Below are 19,299 nucleotides of genomic sequence, written 5' to 3'. Positions count from 1 at the left end.
GGTCAGGACACATTGATGAGCGTGCCACTGCAAAACATACCCCGCTGCGGGCTTATGCTGTTCATGCTACTCCTGGGGGTCAGCGGATGCTCTTCCGGGGACAATACCGCCAGCCGGGGAAGACCGGTGCAAAAATACTACCGCCCCGCGTACATTCCGCCCCCGGTAATGCCCGTGCAGCGCGCGCCGGAACCCTGGAGCGTAGCGCCAGAGGAGGCGCCGCCGGTGAAAGCGAAAAAACGCCCGCCGATCAAAGCCGCAGAACAACGTCAGCCCAGAGCGATGCCGGTGCTGGATAATTCATTGCCCGAGCAGATCTGGCAACCGGCGATAAGCCGTCAGACGAGTCTGGAGCTGAAATCATGACCGAACGCGCCATCGGTGAACTGAGCAGCCGGCCTGATATCAGGCACCCGACCCTGCCTCTCTGGCAAAACGGTCTGGTGATTATCATCACCCTCACCTACCTCATCTGCGAGCTGGCATTTAACTCCCGCCTGCTCGATCTGGTGGGAAGTCTCTCCACCGCCGATGACATCCACAGTATGGAACGCTATGGCCGGGCGTTAACCGCCATCGCCGCGGCCCTGCTGGTGCTTCAGCTGGTGCTGGCAGGCAACGTCCGGCTGAAAAAACGCGGCATCGATTTTCCCCCGCTGTACGTGGCAAGCATGGTGTTTTCGCTCTGCCTGCTCACCGGCGTGGTGACCTGGCAGACGGTGGAACGAGTGATTGAACAGCAGGTCGCGCAAAGTACCGGCGAATTTCGTCAGAAATCGCTGCTGGCACAGCTCTACCAGCAATCCTTGATTGACGGGCATCAGACGCTGGAGGGGATCCCGCTGGATGAAGACGGCGGGCAGCGGCAGACCTGGACCAGCCCCTCGGGGAAAGCGTTTCTGGCGATGCTGCCGCTGCTGATGAGCTCGGTCAGCCGCTATCACCCGCTGTTGGAAAGCGAGACTGCGCAGAACCTGCGCGACAGCATCAGCGTCCAGGAGGAAGGGATCCTCGGCTATTACAAAGCCTGGCTGGCGGCGCGTGCGGACATTTATAAGGACTATCTCGACTATTCCAGCGTGACGCAGAAAAACGTGCGTTATCACGAGGCGATGATCCCTGCCCGACTCGACTGGGAGGCGTTTTTCATGCTGGACGTGGTGCAGAGCAGGCTGCGTGAAACGCTGGCGCTTCCCCCTCAGAGCCGGGTTCGCTCTGAATACCCCAAAGATGACGCCCTTAAGCAGTTTGCCCTTGAGCTGCAGGCCCCCCATCTTGATTACGCCGTGCAACAGCAGCTCCCTCACCTGCAGGCCGCGCTGGCCAGCTATGGCCCGGGCGGTGCGAATGAAAAAGAGGGAGAGGATGCGGCGCGGGCGGTGATTGTTCCGCCGATTGCGCTGATGTTCTCTTTGCTCGGCGCGCTTACCCATCTGGCAAAACTGCTCTATCTGCTGCTGCTCCCCCTGAGTGCGGCCCTGCTGTATATCACCTCGTGGCGTCCGGTTCGCCTGCTCAACCGCCATGCGCTACTCTTTCCGGTGCTGCTGATTTGCCTGCTGATGGGAATGTTCAGCGTGATGAATAACAGCATCACGGCCTCTCCGGCCTATCATGCCTTGCGTCATGGGTTACAGGGAGCTGAGGTGGCGATTACCGGGGAGTCCTCGACGCTGAGCGGCGGCACGCTGTTGCGGGTCATTCATGCGGTCAGCATCGGGCAAAGTTACAGTTATCCGTTAAACCACGCCCTACGCCAGAATCTGTTGATGGGCTTTGATTTTGGCTACGAAACACGTGATAAATAAGGTCTTTTAAGAGACAATCAACAGGCCTGTTTTGTGCGGATTTTTCAAGCGCAACGTCGTGTTAGCGGTTAAGATATATCAGTGCTACATTACGCCGCCCAGCGGCGACACGCACTATCAGACCAGTCGACCTTTACGGTAACGACCTGGAACCATTAGTATTAATACGGGTCATCAAAACAGTCGGCATATCGCCCGTCTGGCGCTACTTCCACATTCTTCAAAAGGTCGTTTTATCTTGTCTCAATGCAAATTCACACTCGCCCTCTTGCATCCTCGTTACTGGTTTACGTGGTTTGGTCTGGGCGTCTTGTGGCTGCTCGTACAACTCCCCTACCCGGCGCTGCTCTGGTTGGGCTCTACCCTCGGTAGCCTGTCGCGTCGTTTTCTGAAACGCCGGGAATCTATCGGCCGCAGAAACCTCGAGCTCTGTTTTCCGGCCTTATCGCCCGAAGAGCGCGAGCATCTGATTACTGAGAATTTTAAATCCATCGGCATGGCGTTACTGGAAACCGGGATGGCCTGGTTCTGGCCGGACCATCGGGTACGCAAGTGGTTCGATGTGGAAGGTCTGGAAAATTTACAGCGCGCACAGGCCAAACACCGCGGCGTGATGGTGATCGGCGTGCACTTTATGTCGCTGGAGCTGGGCGGGCGCGTGATGGGATTATGCCAGCCGATGATGGCCACCTATCGGCCGCACAACAGCCTGCTGATGGAGTGGGTGCAGACCCGCGGTCGCATGCGCTCCAATAAAGCGATGATCAGCCGGAATAATTTACGCGGGCTGGTTGGCGCCCTGAAAAAAGGGGAAGCGGTGTGGTTTGCCCCCGATCAGGATTATGGCCGCAATGGCAGCAGCTTCGCCCCGTTCTTCGCGGTAAAAGATGTCGCCACCACCAACGGCACATTCGTGATTTCACGCCTGTCTAAATCGGTAATGCTGACCGTGACGATGGTAAGAAAAAACGATAAAAGCGGCTATCGCCTGTTTATCATGCCGGAACTGGAAAATTACCCGCAGGAAGAGGTGGCCGCCGCGGCCTATATCAACCAGGTGATCGAGAAAGAGATCATGCGTGCGCCGGAGCAGTATTTATGGGTGCATCGCCGCTTCAAAACCCGTCCTGAAGGCGAACCCTCCCTCTACCGGTAATCCTCTGCTAAAGGTTAGTTTCGCCTTGAAACTAGCCTTTTCAATAACCTGTAATCACCCTGATTTATCGTTAGCACGCTATGTTGCTCAAGGACAATTTATTACCCTGGGAAATTAAACTGTCGCCGTTCCACGACACTCGTAAGTCGCGGAAAGTATTTAAAAAAACCCCTCTTGTCACCCCCCAAATTTAAGCGTACATTAGCGCCGTCTGGCTACCTGAAAGCACAGAATTCTGAGCTGGAGTCGATGCCAAAACGGGGATAATTCTCATTTCCGCTCTGGCCTGACTTCACCTCTCTATACTCAGTTGGACTCTGAATTTAATGCGTATCACGATATACGCGGAGCGATGAACGTGAAATATTTCTTTATGGGTTTTTCAGTTATTGTGTTCGCCTGGGTCGGCACCTTTGCCCTGATGATGAACTGAGCAAAGAAAATGCAAAAAAACAGGCGCCATTGGCGCCTGTTTTTTTATGCTTACTGACCGGCTTACTCTGACGCGGATTTTGTCCCCTGCGGCAACAGCCCGTCGGCCCGGAACATACTCTTGATCCCCCTTACCGCCTGACGAATACGGTCGCTGTTCTCAATCAGCGCGAAACGCACGTGCGTATCACCATATTCGCCAAAGCCCACCCCCGGTGAGACGCAGACTTTCGCGTCCTGCAGCAGTTTCTTGGCGAACTCCAGCGAGCCCATCCCCGCATAGGTGTCCGGGATTTTTGCCCAGACGTACATGGAGGCTTTCGGCATCTCAACCATCCAGCCCGCCTCATGCAGCCCTTTGACCAGCACATCGCGACGGCGTTTGTACTGTGCGGCGATATCCTTCACGCACTGCTGATCCCCTTCCAGGGCAGCAATGGCCGCCACCTGCAGCGGGGTAAAGGTGCCGTAGTCGTGGTAGCTCTTGATGCGCGCCAGGGCATTCACCAGCGTCTTGTTGCCGACCATGAAGCCGATGCGCCAGCCTGCCATGTTGTAGCTTTTCGACAGGGTGAAGAACTCCACCGCCACGTCCCGCGCGCCGGGAACCTGCATAATCGACGGGGCTTTCCAGCCGTCATAGACGATATCGGCGTAGGCCAGGTCATGCACCACCAGCACGTCGTAACGCTTCGCCAGGGCCACCACCTTCTCAAAGAAATCGAGTTCGACACACTGGGCGGTCGGGTTGGAGGGGAAGCCGAGGATCATCATCTTCGGCTTCGGGTAGCTTTCGCGGATAGCGCGCTCCAGCTCGTTGAAAAAGTCGACGCCTTCCACCAGCGGCACAGAGCGTACCTGCGCCCCGGCGATGACCGCGCCGTAAATATGAATCGGGTAGCTGGGGTTCGGCACCAGCACCGTGTCGCCATGATCCAGCGTGGCCAGCATCAGATGCGCCAGCCCCTCTTTCGAGCCGATGGTGACGATGGCTTCGCTCTCGGGATCGATTTCAACCTGATAGCGGTCCTGATACCAGCGCGAGATGGCGCGGCGTAAACGCGGGATCCCTTTGGAGGTGGAGTAGCCATGCGTATCCGGGCGCTGGGCGACCGTGCAGAGTTTTTCCACGATATGCGGCGGCGTAGCGCCGTCCGGGTTGCCCATACTGAAATCAATAATGTCTTCGCCGCGCCGACGCGCAGCCATTTTTAGTTCAGCGGTAATGTTAAAAACATACGGGGGAAGACGATCGATACGCGAAAAACGGCGTTCAGGACTGGAATCAGCCATAGATACCTCAGATAACGTTAGCGCCCGGACCGTCCGAGCGACGTCGCCACGATGTGTGGCGTGCTTAGAAAATAACCCGAAAAAATTCTTCTTGTCGAGAGGGGAAAAATAAAAAAAGACGTAGCGCTAAAACGGGAACTCTGCTGCGACTAAAACGGGAAGTAAAAATGAATAGCGGCATTTCTGATCCCATTTTATTAACACTTTAATATCAATAGATTTACGACTTTCAGGTGGGTTTTCTCATCAGCGCACCTGGCAGATCAACCTGACACTATCCCCTTTGAAAAGTGTGCCTTCTCCCCATTTGATAAAACTGACGGATAACTGGTCATTGGGCGTCAGGTTTTTTATCATGGTTGTTTCCCGTTTGCCCAGGTCATCCCGTGCACGAAATATTCGATATGCTGCTGGCGGTCTTCGATCGCGCGGCATTAATGCTGATTTGCCTGTTCTTCCTGATCCGTATCCGCCTGTTCCGCGAGCTGCTGCATAAATCGGCCCACTCGCCGCGCGAGCTGCTCGCAGTGACCGCCATTTTCTCAATGTTTGCCCTGTTCAGCACCTGGTCCGGAGTGCCGGTGGAGGGCTCCCTGGTCAACGTGCGCGTCATTGCCGTGATGTCCGGCGGGATCCTGTTTGGCCCCTGGGTCGGGATCATCACCGGCGTCATCGCCGGGACCCACCGTTACCTGATCGATATCGGCGGGGTGACGGCGGTCCCCTGCCTGATCACCAGCATCATCGCGGGCGTGCTGTCGGGCTGGATCAACCGTAAGGTCCCCAAAAAGCAGCACTGGCGGGCGGGCATTATCGCCGGGATGATCTGCGAAACTCTCACCATGATCCTGGTGGTGGCCTGGGCACCGACCATTGAGCTTGGGCTGGATATTGTGTCGAAAATCGGCATCCCGATGATCCTCGGCAGCGTCTGCGTGGGCTTTATCGTGCTGCTGGTACAGAGCGTCGAGGGCGAAAAAGAGGCCAGCGCCGCCCGGCAGGCCAAGCTGGCGCTGGATATTGCCAATAAAACCCTGCCGCTGTTTCGTGATATTAATGTCGAGTCCCTGCGTCAGGTGTGCGACATCATCCGCACCGACATTCACGCCGATGCGGTAGCCATTACCAATATTAATCGGGTACTGGCCTACGTGGGCGTGGGCGAGCACAACTACCGGGATAATGACGATACCGTCAGCCCCACCACCCGCCAGGCCATCAGCGATGGCAAAATTATCATCAAGAATAACGACGAAGCTCACCGCACGCCAGAGATCCACTCCATGCTGGTGATCCCACTGTGGGAAAAAGGGGTCGTCACCGGCACGCTAAAAATTTACTACTGCCACGCGCACCAGATTACCTCCTCCTTGCAGGAGATGGCGGTCGGGCTGTCGCAGATTATCTCCACCCAGCTGGAGGTGTCCCGTGCCGAGCAGCTGCGGGAGATGGCCAACAAAGCCGAGCTACGCGCCCTGCAGAGTAAAATCAATCCCCATTTCCTGTTCAACGCCCTGAATGCCATCTCCTCGTCGATCCGCCTCAATCCGGACACCGCTCGTCAGCTAATCTTCAATCTGTCGCGCTATCTGCGCTACAACATTGAGCTGAAGGATGATGAGCAGATCGACATCAAAAAAGAGCTCTATCAGATTAAGGATTACATCGCCATCGAGCAGGCGCGGTTTGGCGATAAGCTCACCGTCATCTATGACATTGATGAAGAGGTGAACTGCGTGATCCCGAGCCTGCTGATCCAGCCGCTGGTGGAGAATGCCATTGTTCACGGCATTCAGCCGCGCAAGGGCAAAGGCGTGGTGACGATAAGCGTGGCGGAGTGTGGCAACCGCGTGCGGGTGGCGGTACGCGACACCGGCCACGGTATCGATCCCCAGGTGATTGAGCGGGTGGAGTCAAACGAGATGCCCGGTAATAAAATTGGTCTGCTGAATGTTCATCACCGCGTTAAGCTGCTTTATGGTGAGGGGCTGCACATTCGCCGCCTGGAGCCGGGCACCGAGATCGCTTTTTATGTGCCCAATGAACGGTCTCCCGTTCATGCGCAGACGCTGTTATCGCCCTGGAGAGAGTGACCCATGAAAGTCATCATTGTGGAAGATGAAATACTCGCGCAACAGGAGCTGAGCTGGCTTATCAAAGAACATAGCCAGATGGAGATCGTTGGCACCTTTGAGGATGGGCTGGACGTGCTGAAATACCTTCAGCACAACAGGGTCGACGCCATTTTTCTGGATATCAATATTCCGTCGCTGGACGGCGTGCTGCTGGCGCAAAACATCAGTCAGTTTGCCAGCAAGCCCTTTATCGTCTTTGTCACCGCGTGGAAAGAGCATGCGGTGGAGGCCTTCGAGCTGGAAGCCTTCGACTATATTCTCAAGCCTTACCAGGAGTCGCGGATCGTCAGCATGCTGCAAAAACTTGAGCAAGCCTGGCAGCAGCAATCCGGCGCGGGACAGGTCGCCGCCTCACCGGTCACGCGCGAAAATGACACCATCAATTTGATCAAGGATGAGCGCATCATCGTGACGCCGGTGGACGATATCTACTACGCCGAAGCGCATGAGAAGATGACCTTTGTCTATACCCGACGAGAGTCGTTCGTGATGCCGATGAACATCACCGAATTCTGCGGCAAGCTGCCAATGAGCCATTTTTTCCGCTGCCACCGCTCGTTTTGCGTCAACCTGCACAAGATCCGCGAGATCGAGCCCTGGTTTAACAACACCTATATTTTGCGGCTGAAGGATCTGGATTTTCAGGTGCCGGTGAGTCGCAGCAAGGTGAAAGAGTTTCGCCAGCTGATGCACCTGTGAGGATGGTCCCCGGCGAACGGACGTTCACCGGGGAGGAAGAATTACAGCACCTGACCCAGGGTCTGACGCAGATGCGCGCCCGCGCCCAGCAGGCCCGGATTGTCATGCACAATCAGGTACACCGGAATATCCCGGACGTAGTCGCGGAAGCGGCCCTTGTCTTCAAAGCCACCGCGGAAACCGGAGGATTTAAAGAAGTCGAGGAAGCGCGGCACAATTCCGCCCGCGATATAAACCCCGCCAAAGGTGTTCAGATTCAGCGCCAGGTTGCCGCCAAACCGCCCCATGATCACGCAGAACAGCGACAGCGCGCGACGGCAGTCGGTGCAGCTGTCTTCCAGCGCGCGTTCGGTCACGTCTTTCGGCTGCAGGTTTTCTGGCAGTCGCCCGTCGGACTTCACGATCGCCCGGTAAAGATTCACCAGACCCGGGCCTGAGAGCACGCGCTCCGCCGACACGTGGCCCAGTTCTGCACGCAGCTCTTCGAGGATAATGCCCTCTTCTTCGCTGTTCGGCGCGAAATCGACGTGGCCACCTTCGCCTGGCAGGCTGATCCAGCGCTTGTCGACGTGCACCAGATGCGAGACGCCCAGCCCGGTGCCAGCGCCATAGACGGCGATCGGCTTACCTTCCACCGGCTGGGTGCCGCCAAACTGGATCAGATGCTCCGGCCTTAACATCGGGATCGCCATCGACACCGCGGTAAAGTCGTTAATAATTTCCAGATGCGCAAAACCTAGGTTCGCTTTCATCTCCGCCGTGGAAAACGCCCAGGTGTGGTTGGTCATCGCCACCCAGTCACCGGTAATCGGGCAGGCGATGGCAATACTGCCATCCTCCACGCTGACATCATGCTCGGTCAGATAGACACGAACCACCGCTTCAAGGCTGGGATAATCCAGCCCGGAATAGGTTTTGGCGCGGGAGATCTCCCCCGTACTGACGTCACATAACGCCAGACGCGCGTTAGTGCCTCCTACATCTCCTACCAAAGCATACTTTGTCATTCTTCTACTGCTCCGCTAAAGTCAAAATAACTCTTTGGCACACTCTAAATTCAAGGCCCGATAACAACAACGGCCTGAATAAAAGCACCCCAGGATAATCGATCTTCGTCACAGAATAACTTTACCGTTTCAGCACCATTTGCACTATTAGCATCAGTCTGAGCGTGCAAAGTAATGATCGCCATTTTTTACAAGGAAATCATCATGCTCCATCCGCGAGCCAGAACGATGCTGCTGTTGGCCCCTCCTGCGCTGATTATTGGCGTCGCCTCCAGCCTGATTCTGATTGTGATCATGAAAGTTGCCTCCGTATTACAGTCGGTACTTTGGACTTCATTACCTTCCGTACTCGGCCTTAACGCGAGTTCTCCGACCTGGGTGGTGTTGACCCTGACCCTGACCGGCATCGCCGTGGGGCTGGTGATCCGCTACAGCCCCGGTCATGCCGGGCCGGATCCGGCGACAGAGCCGCTGATTGGCGCCCCGGTGGATACAGCCGCTCTGCCCGGGCTGATTATCGCCCTGATTATCGGCCTGGCGGGGGGCGTCAGCCTCGGGCCAGAGCATCCGGTGATGGCGGTGAATATCGCCCTCGCCGTTGCCGTGGGATCGCGTGTGTTTCCCCGGGTCAACGCCCTGGACTGGACCATTCTCGCTTCGGCGGGCACCATCGGTGCGCTGTTCGGCACGCCCGTCGCGGCGGCGCTGATATTTTCCCAGACCCTGAGCGGCAACACCGAGATCCCCCTCTGGGATCGCCTGTTCGCCCCGCTGCTCTCCGCCGCCGCCGGTGCCCTGACCACCAGCCTCTTTTTCCATCCCCACTTCTCCTTGCCCATCGCCCATTACAGCCAGATGCAGCTGGCCGATATCTTTAGCGGGGCGATTGTCGTCGCCATCGCCATCGCGCTGGGGATGGTGGCGGTCTGGTGCCTGCCGCGCCTCCACCGGATGATGCATCGCCTGAAGCACCCGGTACTGATCCTCGGGACAGGCGGACTGATTCTGGGGATCCTCGGCGCTATCGGCGGCAATATCACGCTGTTTAAAGGGCTGGATGAGATGCAGCAGATGGCATTCAGTCAGCTGTTCAGCGTTTCAGATTATCTGCTCTTTGCGCTGATCAAACTGGCGGCGCTGGTGGTGGCAGCGGCCTGCGGTTTTCGCGGTGGACGGATTTTCCCGGCGGTGTTTGTCGGTGCCGCGCTGGGGTTGATGCTGCATGAGCACGTCGAGGCGGTCCCGGCGGCGATTACCGTTTCCTGTTCGATTCTGGGGCTGGTGCTGGTTGTCACCCGGGATGCGTGGCTGAGCCTGTTTATGGCGGCAGTGGTGGTGCCAGACACCACCCTGCTGCCGCTCCTGTGTATCGTGATGCTGCCCGCCTGGCTGTTGCTGGCGGGCAGACCCATGCTGGCTGCCTCTAACGAGGATAAATAATCAGGCGCTTTTACGCGCTTCCAGCGCCTGGATGATGCCACTCAGCAGCGGTGGAACATCGGCTTTCGGCAGCATGACCTCAATCAGCGAAAGCCGTTCCGGGTGCGCCACTCTCTCCAGCACCTCTTCCAGCTGCACCGCCTCACTCACCCGCCAGCACTCGGCCTGACAGTTCAGGCTGAGGGCCTGCGGGATCTGCGTCCAGTTCCACAGCGCAATGTCGTTATAGCGCTGATTCGGGCCATGAATGGCGCGCTCAACCGTGTAGCCTTCGTTGTTCAGGACCATGATCACCGGGCACTGTTTGTCCCGCAGCATCGAGCCCAGCTCCTGGATAGTGAGCTGCGCCGCGCCGTCGCCAGTAATCGCAATCACGCGGCGATCCGGACAGGCCGTCTGCGCGCCATAGGCGGCGGCAAGGGTATAACCAATCGAGCCCCAGATCGGCTGAACGATAAAATTCACCTCCTCAGGTAAACGCAGCGCGCCCGCGCCAAAGGCGGATGTTCCCTGGTCGGCGAGAATGATATCCCCCGGGCGAATAAAGTTTTGCAGCGTTTTCCAGAAACTGTCCTGGCTTAGCGTCCCGGGGTGAACAGCATGCAGCTGCCGGGCCGGACGGGTTTCCGTAGTGGCGCTGGCGTACTGATGGCACAGGCTGGAGAGCACCTCAATCGCCTGGGTCATCGGGATCCCGGTGTACCAGACATCCCCGATCCGCGAGGCGTGCGGCTGTACGTCGATCGTCTGCTGATGCGTGAGCTTGTGGGTGAACCCGGCGGTGAGCGTATCGGTAAAGCGCGTCCCCACGCAGATCACCGTATCGGCCCCTTCAATGGCCTCGTTGACCCCTGCGGCACTGGCAGAGCCGCTGTAGGTGCCCGCGAAGCCCGGTTTGCGCTCGTCAAAGATCCCTTTCCCCATCAGCAGGGTGGCGTGGGCCATCGGCGTTTGCTCCACCCAGCGCTGAAGCTGGCTTTTCAGGCCGTAGCGCAGGACGAGGAAATCGGCCAGCAGCGCGGTGCGCTCACTGGCCGCCAGTCTTTTCTCTGCCGCCTGGCGGAAGGCATCGAGGCGGAAACTGTCGCTTTCATATATACGATCAATGAGAGCGCTTACAGGCGGGGTGGCAGGTTTTTTTGCCACATCGGCCGGCAGCATGATGTAGCCCGGACGGCGCTCACGGAGCATTTCGGTCAACACCCGGTCGATTTCATAGCAGGCATTCTGTTCGGCAAGGTGCGCCTGGGCGACGGTTACGGGCTCACTCATTTTATAGAAGTGACGAAACTCGCCGTCACCCAGCGTATGGTGCAGCAGTTCCCCTCTTTTCTGCGAGGCGCTGCCCGGCGCGCCAACGATATGCAGAACCGGAACATGTTCGGCGAAACTGCCCGCGATACCGTTCATGGCGCTGAGCTCGCCCACCCCAAAGGTGGTCAACAGCGCGGCAAAACCCTTGCAGCGCGCGTAGCCATCGGCGGCGTAGGCCGCATTCAACTCGTTAGCACAACCCACCCAGCCAATATCCGGGCTGGCGATAACGTTATCAAGGAACTCTAAGTTGTAGTCGCCTGGCACGCCAAACAGGTGATCGGCACCACAATCTGTAAGGCGGTCCAGCAGGTAATCGGCGACGGTGTAGGGGGTAAGCATGACTGTTATCCTTATAATGTAGACTTCACTTTGAGTATTGAAGAAGCGTGATAGCTGTCCAGGAATGGCGATATTCAGCTCATGGAAACCATGCTTTACGTATTTTTGCGCGTTAATCTGTGTGTCTCAGTCGTGGTGTAAACGTATACACTGTATGACTATCTGACGCAGAGGGAAAAACTCATGGTTTATCAGGCGGAGCAAAATCGTTATCAATCAATGTCGTATCAACGATGCGGGCAAAGCGGTCTTAAGCTGCCTGCCATCTCCCTCGGGCTGTGGCACAACTTCGGCGATGCCACGCTGATCGAAAACAGCCGTCAACTTTTACATCGTGCTTTCGATCTGGGGATTACCCATTTCGACCTTGCCAATAATTACGGTCCACCGCCGGGATCGGCGGAGCGTAACTTCGGGCGGATCCTGCAGGAAGATTTCGGCAACTTGCGTGATGAGCTGATCATCTCGAGTAAAGCGGGCTATACCATGTGGGATGGGCCGTACGGCGACTGGGGCTCGCGCAAATACCTGATTGCCAGCCTCGATCAAAGCCTGAAACGTATGGGGCTGGAGTATGTCGATATCTTCTATCATCACCGCCCGGATCCGGAAACGCCGCTACGGGAGACTATGAAAGCGCTCGACCATGTGGTGCGCCAGGGCAAGGCACTGTATGTCGGACTGTCCAACTACCCGGCAGAGCTGGCGCAACAGGCCATCGACATCCTCGACGATCTGGGCACCCCCTGCCTTATTCACCAGCCAAAGTTTTCGATGCTGGAACGCGCCCCGGAAGAAGGCTTACTGGATGTGCTTAAGCAGAAAGGGGTGGGATGCATTGCGTTTTCGCCGCTCGCCGGTGGCCAGCTTACCGACCGTTATCTGAACGGTATTCCGGCAGATTCCCGCGCCGCCAGCGGCAGCCGCTTCCTCAACCCGGATCAGGTCACCGACGAGAAGCTGGAAAAAGTGCGCCAGCTCAATGCCCTGGCCGAACGCCGTAACCAGAAATTGTCGCAGATGGCGCTGGCCTGGGTATTACATCACGAGGCCATCACCTCGGTGCTGATCGGTGCCAGCAAAACGGCGCAAATCGACGATGCGGTGGGGATGCTGGCGAATCGTCACTTCACCCCTGAGGAGCTGAATGAAATAGAATCAATCCTGAGCAGCGTTATTTAAAAGCACTTTTAGCAAAAAGTGCTACGCCTTCTGAATTAGGAGTTAAAGCGATTATCCGGGGCTTTACCGCCCCTTAATATTGCGTTAACAAGCCGCTTACGGCTCCGATCGTGAAGGAGAATAACAATGTTCAGGTCCCTGATTCTGGCAGCAGTATTAATGGCTTCAGCCCCGCTGGTCGCTAATGCTGGCGAAATCACCCTGTTGCCATCCGTAAAATTACAAATTGGCGATCGCGATAATTACGGTAACTACTGGGACGGTGGCGGCTGGCGTGACCGCGGCTACTGGCATCGTAATTATGAATGGCGTGGCAAACGCTGGCACAAACATGACAACGGCTACCACCGTGGCTGGGATAAACGTAACGCCTATGAACGCGGCTACCGCGAAGGCTGGCGCGATCGTGATGACCATCGCGGCCGTAAAGGTCACGGTCATGGCGGACACGGACACCGTCACTGATACGAAAAAGGCGCCTCGCGGCGCCTTTTTTATAACCCCAGCGCAGTGCCGATAAGCAGCCACAGATTCAACGCCACCACCAGCACCACTATCGCCCACCCTGCCCGTTTCACCAGCACGCTGTTCACCAGATCGCCCATCAACGTCTTATTGCTGGTAAACACCAGCAGCGGCACCAGCGCCAGCGCAATACCAAAGCTCAGCAGCACCTGGCTCATCACCAGAATGCGGGTCGGATCGAGCCCCATCAGGATCACAATAAAGGACGGCAGCATGGTGACGGCACGACGCACCCATAGCGGGATATGGAAGCGCACAAATCCCTGCATCACCACCTGCCCTGCCAGGGTACCGACCACCGTTGACGAAAGACCCGCTGCCACCAGGCTGAGGCCAAAAATGGTGGCCGCGGCGTGGCTGAGTAACGGTTCGAGGGTCAGATAGGCCTGATCCAGATCGGCCACACCGGTATGACCGTTGAAGTGGAATGCTGCCGCGGCGGTGGCCATCATCGCCAGATTAACAAACCCGGCGATGGTCATGGCGATCGCTACATCCCATTTGGTGGCAGAATAACGCTCATGCCGCGACCCATCGTGCAGGTTCTGGGTCAGCGAGGAGTGCAGATAGATCACGTGCGGCATAATGGTGGCGCCCAGCACCCCGGCCGCCAGGAACACCGCTTCCGTGGTGGGCAGGCTCGGGATCGCCATCCCTTTGCCGAGCTGGACGACGTCAGGCTGGGAGAAGATCAGCTCAACGATATAGGCCGCCGCCACGAACAGCAGCAGGCCGCCAATCACTTTTTCGAGCGGTTTTTGCCCGCGGCGTTGCAGCATCAGGATCAGGAAGGTGGCGATACCGGTTAACACCGCCCCCTGAAGCAGCGATACGCCCAGGATCAGCTTGAAGCCGATTGCGGCACCGATAAACTCCGCAAGGTCGGTCGCCATGGCAATAATTTCGGCCTGCACCCAGTAAAACCAGACCAGCGGACGCGGATAGTGGTCGCGGATCTGTTCTGCGAGGTTTTTGCCGGTGGCGATGCCCAGTTTTGCCGACAGCACCTGGATCATCATCGCCATCAGGTTAGCCCACACCACCACCCACAGCAGTTTATAGCCGAAGCTGGCCCCGGCCTGAATGTTGGTCGCAAAGTTACCGGGATCGATGTAGCCAATAGCGGCAATAAACGCAGGTCCCATTAATGCAAACCGCATTTTGCGTGCTGCTTTGCCACTGCTACTCTCATCAATGCGACTGTTGGTCATTTTTGCCTCAGAAATATAGCCTTTGCTATGTTTAATGCTATCAAAATGCGAATGATTATCAAGTTCATTTAAAATGGTTATATTGATTACAGTGATAGCGAAGAACAATAAGCAGGCTGAAAACGTGGAAAGGCTGCCAAACGATAAATACACGCAACCTTTGTGAAGCGTAGCACACAAACTTAACTTTTAACTCATTTACACAACATAACAAAAACCTATCGTATGTCACTATTTTTGAGTCTCGTCACAGGACGTGACTATAGTGTGGCTTTGATCTCGTTTTCTTTGCGCTTGTTTCATAGAATGTGCAGCGAAATTAAACCTGCCTCATATTTGGAGCAAATATGGACCGCGTCCTACATTTTGTCCTCGCACTTGTTGTCGTTGCCGTGCTTGCGTTGCTGGTCAGCAGCGATCGTAAAAAAATCCGCATTCGTTATGTTATTCAGTTACTCGTCATTGAAGTGCTGCTCGCGTGGTTCTTCCTGAACTCCAATGTGGGTCTGGGTTTCGTGAAGGGCTTCTCCGAGATGTTCGAAAGTCTGCTCGGCTTTGCCAACGAAGGGACTAACTTCGTGTTCGGTAAAATGAACGATGAAGGTCTGGCGTTCTTCTTCCTGAAAGTTCTGTGCCCTATCGTCTTCATCTCTGCCCTGATCGGTATTCTGCAGCACATTCGCATTCTGCCGATTGTGATCCGCGCTATCGGTACCGTGCTGTCTAAAGTGAACGGCATGGGCAAACTGGAATCTTTCAACGCCGTAAGCTCCCTGATCCTCGGTCAGTCTGAGAACTTTATCGCCTATAAAGATATCCTTGGCAAAATGTCCCGCAACCGCATGTACACCATGGCGGCTACCGCAATGTCTACTGTTTCCATGTCTATCGTGGGCGCGTATATGACCATGCTGGAGCCAAAATATGTGGTGGCTGCGCTGGTTCTGAACATGTTCAGCACCTTTATCGTTCTGTCCCTGATCAACCCGTACCGCGTGGATGAGAGTGAAGAGAACCTGCAGATGGCGAATCTGCACGAAGGTCAGAGCTTCTTCGAAATGCTGGGCGAGTACATTCTGGCAGGTTTCAAAGTGGCGGTTATCGTTGCTGCGATGCTGATCGGCTTTATCGCCCTGATCTCCGCGCTGAATGCCCTGTTTGCTGCTGTGCTGGGTATCTCCTTCCAGGGCATTCTGGGTTACATCTTCTACCCGGTCGCCTGGGTGATGGGTGTCCCGGCAAGCGAAGCGCTGCAGGTGGGCAGTATTATGGCAACCAAACTGGTTTCTAACGAATTCGTCGCCATGATGGATCTGCAGAAAATCGCCGGTTCCCTCTCCCCACGCGCTGAAGGTATCCTCTCCGTCTTCCTGGTCTCCTTCGCTAACTTCTCTTCTATCGGCATCATCGCGGGTGCGATTAAAGGCCTGAACGAAGAGCAGGGTAACGTGGTCTCCCGCTTCGGCCTGAAGCTGGTTTACGGCTCTACGCTGGTCAGCGTCCTGTCTGCGTCTATCGCTGCACTGGTCCTGTAATCAGCTCAAAAAAAACCGGGGACTTATCCTCCCCGGTTTTTTTACGTCTGTTATTCACTGAGCGGTTGCGGTTTACCTATCAGATAGCCCTGCAGATAATCCACCCCCGAGGCGAGCAACATCTCACGCTGCTCCTCCGTTTCGACAAACTCCGCTACCACACACAGCGACCGGGTCTTCGCCAGATTGCAGATCGATTTCACAATCATCGCATCCATACTGTCGCTACAGATATCCTTCACGAAGCAACCATCAATCTTAATGACGTCCGCCTGCAGGCGCTTGAGACGTTCGTAATTGGCATAGCCGGTACCGAAGTCGTCGATGGCAAGTTTGAAGCCGTAATGACGCAGCTGCTGAATGTTGGCGATGCTGACTTCGGAATTCGAGAAGGCCTGCTCTTCGGTCACTTCGATAATCACCGTCTGCGGTTTCACCCGGTAGCGTTCAAACAGAGCAATGATCTCCGCCGCGACCTCTTTCTGCATCAGCGTCAAAGGCATCAGGTTCACCGAGAAACGCGCGCAGCGGTCTTCCGAGGGGTGATCCCGCAGCCATACCAGCACCGCCTCCACCACGCTGATATCGAAGCGCCGGCTCAGGTTAAATTGCGCCACCAGCGGCAGAAACTTATCGGGCGTCAGTAACTCCCCTTCACTCTCCAGCCGCGACAGGATTTCGTGGTAACCCACCCCATCGCCCCGCTGGATCGGCTGGGCATAGAGACGTAAACCGCCCTCATCCAGGGCCCGTTTCACCCGGCTAAGCATCAGGACGCGCTCGGTCGTCTGCCCCGAGACCGTCTCAAGGCTGTTATTCAGCGACAGGACCTGATGCGCCGAGCAGGACTTTTCCGCCAGCTAGCTGAGCTGGCCAAGCGTATGGTAGAGACTTTCACCGCACTGGTATTCCACGCCTCCCCAGGCGGCGCCAAACTCAATGTCCAGCCCGGTGTTGTTCCAGTAGATTTTACGGCTGTTGAGGTGATCCACGATGTGCTGTAACCGCGCCCCGGTTTCCGGGCCGCTCAGCACCACCACCAGTTCGTTACCGGGGATCTGGAATACCTGTTCATTAGGCATCAGCAGCGGCTGCAGCTGGCGAATAATGGCGCGTTTACACTGGACGCGCATCATCAGACCATAATGACGGCTCAGAAACTCCAGATTATCCATCCGCAAACAGCACAGGGTGGTGCCCTTGTTGTCCGTCAAAAAAGATTCCAGGGCGCGCAGGTTACGTAAACCGGTCAGCGGATCGATCAGCGCCCTCTCCTGCCAGCCGCGTTTGAGCCATTCGCTGCGCTGATAAATGCGTGACATGTAAGCCAGGCAGATAGCAAAGGAGATCAGGACCGATAGTACGAAGGCCAGCGAGTAGCCGTTCTGCACGCCCTGCAAAAAGTTACTGTTGTAGGTGAGCAACATCAGGGCACTCAGTGCCCAGCCAAGGACAATCAGCGGATAGCGAAAGCGGCTAATGCCAATTGTAAATAAAATGAAAATAACAGGCACCAGATAGCCGGCAATAATATCTGAGGTAAAGGGTAAACAGAGCAGAAGAAGGCCAGCAATAAGGCAAAGAAGTAATACAGATGTAAATAACTGGTTTCGGGATGAGAATGAATTATGTATATTTCTTCGCCAGAATGCGCGGGCATAATTAGGATTAATAACCATTCTTATCGGATAATAGAACAACATGGTGAAGATGATAACGGCGCAAACAAGGCTTTGAACATCGACCACATGATAAATTACCGAGCCGCGGTCCGTGAAATTGGCGAGGGTAACGGGAAAATCACATAAATAGCCGGCCAGGAACATTGTCAGTTTTATTACCAGCGGCAGGACAAATCCCAACCACGTAATACGCGCCGCCATGAACCGACTGGGTACGTGGTAGCGCCAGCGCGGCCCCACCTGCCAGCGGAGCATGGCGCAGACTCCCAGCGTGCTGAACACCTGACAAAAGAGCAAGATAAGATCCTGCTTTGCCGACAGTTCCAGGTTCCATTCATTCAGTATGGCGAAGCTGATAATAATTGGCAGGACAGCCTGACGTCCGAATAATAATAGGATCGCCAGCATGACGCTCAGCGGCATCCAGGCAAGATAAACCTCAAAGCCATCGATAACAGATTTCGGGGAAATAAGGCGGGAAAATGGCACGACAATCATGCATAACGCCAGAGCAAGCACGAAGCTTTTTCCGTTAAAATGACTTTTGCTTTTCATTAATTTTATTTAACTATTAACCTGGCGTTATTAAATTCATATTAATAATAGATTCTTTAAAACCCTGATACAACATTCCAGGCCAGGAAAAGTCATTACATTTAGTAAAGTTTTTACCGGAAAAAGCTATTTATTTGTCAATGCGGTGAAACTAAAGGAGTTTATTGCAGGCATAAAAAAACCCCCGCCATTCGGCGAGGGTTCAAATTTTGGTGGAGCTAAGCGGGATCGAACCGCTGACCTCTTGCATGCCATGCAAGCGCTCTCCCAGCTGAGCTATAGCCCCACAATGTTGTTTACGCACCAGACTCTGTTGGGTTCAGAGTTTGGTGGAGCTAAGCGGGATCGAACCGCTGACCTCTTGCATGCCATGCAAGCGCTCTCCCAGCTGAGCTATAGCCCCATCGCGTAAAGCGTGTCGTGTTGACGGGCGGCATAATATGAATTCCCTTGCCGGGTGTCAACGGCAAATTCTCACTCTGGCGTTCAACCGCTGAAAATTCATGCAAATGAATCACATTGCGAGAACGCTCGCAGCCATGAGTTAATCTTGTCACGTTTTCCAGTAAAACGGTGTTATAAAATGAACCTCTAATTACCCACACTCTTACTCAGGAAATTGCATGATCAAGGAACGAATGACGCCAGAAGAGTTGGCCCGGCTCACTGGCTATAGCCGCCAGACCATCAATAAATGGGTGCGTAAAGAGGGATGGTCCACATCGCCAAAACCTGGCGTTCAGGGCGGTAAGGCGCGTCTGGTCCATGTTAATGAGAAAGTACGGGAATTTATTCGCAATGCGCGTCGGGCTCCGGAGACGGCCACATTACCGGAAGCCTCCGCGGATAGCTCGCTGCAGGCCTTGCTGATCACGCTGGCCAATGAAATGACACCGACAGAACAGAAACAGCTTACCTCTTTATTACTCCGGGAAGGGATCACCGGATTGTTACAACGCTTAGGGATTCGCGATCAGAACTGA

15 protein-coding genes, 2 tRNA genes and 1 pseudogene are annotated in these 19,299 nt (G+C 55.5%); 11 read left to right on the top strand and 7 right to left on the bottom strand.

The genetic code is table 11. From position 1 onward, the window contains the following. Positions 1 to 15: 15 nt before the first annotated feature. The 4 genes from M8318_RS15470 (at position 16) to ypdK (ending at position 3,397) form a co-directional block, all read left to right on the top strand. Positions 16 to 366 carry a hypothetical protein gene (locus M8318_RS15470; protein WP_262663431.1) on the top strand — a complete coding sequence of 117 codons (351 nt, stop codon included), beginning with the start codon at positions 16 to 18 and terminating at the stop codon, positions 364 to 366. Further along, complete coding sequence (locus M8318_RS15465) at positions 363 to 1,808, top strand: hypothetical protein (RefSeq protein ID WP_262663430.1); 1,446 nt, start codon at positions 363 to 365, stop codon at positions 1,806 to 1,808. Before M8318_RS15470 ends, M8318_RS15465 begins: the two co-directional genes overlap by 4 nt. A gap of 235 nt (positions 1,809 to 2,043) precedes the next feature. Beyond that, positions 2,044 to 2,964 (top strand): kdo(2)-lipid IV(A) palmitoleoyltransferase, encoded by a 921-nt coding sequence (lpxP, locus tag M8318_RS15460; RefSeq protein ID WP_262663521.1) that lies wholly within the window; start codon positions 2,044 to 2,046, stop codon positions 2,962 to 2,964. Positions 2,965 to 3,316: 352 nt separating this feature from the next. Next, complete coding sequence (gene ypdK / locus M8318_RS22750; protein WP_098946261.1) at positions 3,317 to 3,397, top strand: membrane protein YpdK; 81 nt, start codon at positions 3,317 to 3,319, stop codon at positions 3,395 to 3,397. Between the two features lie 62 nt (positions 3,398 to 3,459). Here the strand turns inward: ypdK and alaC are convergent, their stop codons facing one another. Further along, positions 3,460 to 4,689, bottom strand: a complete 1,230-nt coding sequence (gene alaC, locus M8318_RS15455; RefSeq protein ID WP_262663429.1) for an alanine transaminase — start codon at positions 4,687 to 4,689, stop codon at positions 3,460 to 3,462. Positions 4,690 to 5,075: 386 nt separating this feature from the next. Here alaC and M8318_RS15450 point away from each other — a divergent pair, with 386 nt between their 5' ends. Both M8318_RS15450 and M8318_RS15445 read left to right on the top strand, forming a co-directional pair. Then, on the top strand, positions 5,076 to 6,782 hold the full coding sequence (locus M8318_RS15450) for a sensor histidine kinase (protein WP_262663428.1): 1,707 nt from the start codon (positions 5,076 to 5,078) through the stop codon (positions 6,780 to 6,782). A 3-nt stretch (positions 6,783 to 6,785) separates the two neighbouring features. Then, the gene (locus M8318_RS15445; RefSeq protein WP_262663427.1) at positions 6,786 to 7,523 is read left to right on the top strand and encodes a LytR/AlgR family response regulator transcription factor; all 738 of its coding nucleotides are present in this window, start codon (positions 6,786 to 6,788) and stop codon (positions 7,521 to 7,523) included. Between the two features lie 41 nt (positions 7,524 to 7,564). On the opposite strand, the gene glk is transcribed toward M8318_RS15445, so the two are convergent. Continuing rightward, on the bottom strand, positions 7,565 to 8,530 hold the full coding sequence (glk, locus tag M8318_RS15440) for a glucokinase (protein WP_262663426.1): 966 nt from the start codon (positions 8,528 to 8,530) through the stop codon (positions 7,565 to 7,567). Between the two features lie 204 nt (positions 8,531 to 8,734). Between glk and M8318_RS15435 the strand changes: the two genes are divergently transcribed. Next, entirely contained in the window at positions 8,735 to 9,970 is a 1,236-nt protein-coding gene (locus M8318_RS15435; RefSeq protein WP_262663425.1) for an ion channel protein, read from the top strand. Here the strand turns inward: M8318_RS15435 and ipdC are convergent, their stop codons facing one another. Then, complete coding sequence (gene ipdC / locus M8318_RS15430; RefSeq protein WP_262663424.1) at positions 9,971 to 11,626, bottom strand: indolepyruvate decarboxylase; 1,656 nt, start codon at positions 11,624 to 11,626, stop codon at positions 9,971 to 9,973. Positions 11,627 to 11,809: 183 nt separating this feature from the next. On the opposite strand from ipdC, the gene M8318_RS15425 reads away from it, so the two are divergent. Then, complete coding sequence (locus tag M8318_RS15425) at positions 11,810 to 12,808, top strand: aldo/keto reductase (RefSeq protein ID WP_262663423.1); 999 nt, start codon at positions 11,810 to 11,812, stop codon at positions 12,806 to 12,808. Positions 12,809 to 12,934: 126 nt separating this feature from the next. After that, entirely contained in the window at positions 12,935 to 13,273 is a 339-nt protein-coding gene (gene ypeC, locus M8318_RS15420; protein ID WP_106994681.1) for a DUF2502 domain-containing protein YpeC, read from the top strand. A 29-nt stretch (positions 13,274 to 13,302) separates the two neighbouring features. On the opposite strand, the gene M8318_RS15415 is transcribed toward ypeC, so the two are convergent. Further along, positions 13,303 to 14,544, bottom strand: a complete 1,242-nt coding sequence (locus M8318_RS15415) for an Nramp family divalent metal transporter (protein ID WP_106994735.1) — start codon at positions 14,542 to 14,544, stop codon at positions 13,303 to 13,305. Between the two features lie 347 nt (positions 14,545 to 14,891). Between M8318_RS15415 and M8318_RS15410 the strand changes: the two genes are divergently transcribed. Then, entirely contained in the window at positions 14,892 to 16,079 is a 1,188-nt protein-coding gene (locus M8318_RS15410; protein ID WP_166183252.1) for a NupC/NupG family nucleoside CNT transporter, read from the top strand. A 50-nt stretch (positions 16,080 to 16,129) separates the two neighbouring features. Here M8318_RS15410 and M8318_RS15405 read toward each other — a convergent pair. The 3 genes and pseudogenes from M8318_RS15405 to M8318_RS15395 all read right to left on the bottom strand — a co-directional run bounded on the left by M8318_RS15405 (position 16,130) and on the right by M8318_RS15395 (position 18,719). Further along, positions 16,130 to 18,316: pseudogene (locus M8318_RS15405) on the bottom strand (EAL domain-containing protein). 210 nt (positions 18,317 to 18,526) lie between these two features. Beyond that, positions 18,527 to 18,602 (bottom strand) — tRNA-Ala (locus tag M8318_RS15400). Positions 18,603 to 18,643: 41 nt separating this feature from the next. After that, positions 18,644 to 18,719: transfer RNA gene (locus M8318_RS15395), tRNA-Ala, on the bottom strand. A gap of 220 nt (positions 18,720 to 18,939) precedes the next feature. Here M8318_RS15395 and M8318_RS15390 point away from each other — a divergent pair. Next, positions 18,940 to 19,299, top strand: coding sequence for a YfeC-like transcriptional regulator (locus M8318_RS15390; protein WP_262663422.1), 360 nt, complete (start codon positions 18,940 to 18,942; stop codon positions 19,297 to 19,299).

It is taken from the genome of Leclercia tamurae, from assembly GCF_025566055.1.
Classification (GTDB): domain Bacteria; phylum Pseudomonadota; class Gammaproteobacteria; order Enterobacterales; family Enterobacteriaceae; genus Enterobacter; species Enterobacter tamurae.
Note: the sequence above shows the minus strand (reverse complement) of the source record. Positions and strands in the feature narration are given on the sequence as shown.

Excerpts from the sequence above, each read along its gene's own strand:
- M8318_RS15470 (WP_262663431.1), top strand. The coding sequence starts at position 16 with ATGAGCGTGCCACTGCAAAACATACCCCGCTGCGGGCTTATGCTGTTC.
- M8318_RS15465 (WP_262663430.1), top strand. The coding sequence starts at position 363 with ATGACCGAACGCGCCATCGGTGAACTGAGCAGCCGGCCTGATATCAGG.
- ypdK (WP_098946261.1), top strand. The coding sequence starts at position 3,317 with ATGAACGTGAAATATTTCTTTATGGGTTTTTCAGTTATTGTGTTCGCC.
- alaC (WP_262663429.1), bottom strand. The coding sequence starts at position 4,689 with ATGGCTGATTCCAGTCCTGAACGCCGTTTTTCGCGTATCGATCGTCTT.
- M8318_RS15445 (WP_262663427.1), top strand. The coding sequence starts at position 6,786 with ATGAAAGTCATCATTGTGGAAGATGAAATACTCGCGCAACAGGAGCTG.
- glk (WP_262663426.1), bottom strand. The coding sequence starts at position 8,530 with ATGACAAAGTATGCTTTGGTAGGAGATGTAGGAGGCACTAACGCGCGT.
- M8318_RS15435 (WP_262663425.1), top strand. The coding sequence starts at position 8,735 with ATGCTCCATCCGCGAGCCAGAACGATGCTGCTGTTGGCCCCTCCTGCG.
- ipdC (WP_262663424.1), bottom strand. The coding sequence starts at position 11,626 with ATGCTTACCCCCTACACCGTCGCCGATTACCTGCTGGACCGCCTTACA.
- M8318_RS15425 (WP_262663423.1), top strand. The coding sequence starts at position 11,810 with ATGGTTTATCAGGCGGAGCAAAATCGTTATCAATCAATGTCGTATCAA.
- ypeC (WP_106994681.1), top strand. The coding sequence starts at position 12,935 with ATGTTCAGGTCCCTGATTCTGGCAGCAGTATTAATGGCTTCAGCCCCG.
- M8318_RS15415 (WP_106994735.1), bottom strand. The coding sequence starts at position 14,544 with ATGACCAACAGTCGCATTGATGAGAGTAGCAGTGGCAAAGCAGCACGC.
- M8318_RS15410 (WP_166183252.1), top strand. The coding sequence starts at position 14,892 with ATGGACCGCGTCCTACATTTTGTCCTCGCACTTGTTGTCGTTGCCGTG.
- M8318_RS15390 (WP_262663422.1), top strand. The coding sequence starts at position 18,940 with ATGATCAAGGAACGAATGACGCCAGAAGAGTTGGCCCGGCTCACTGGC.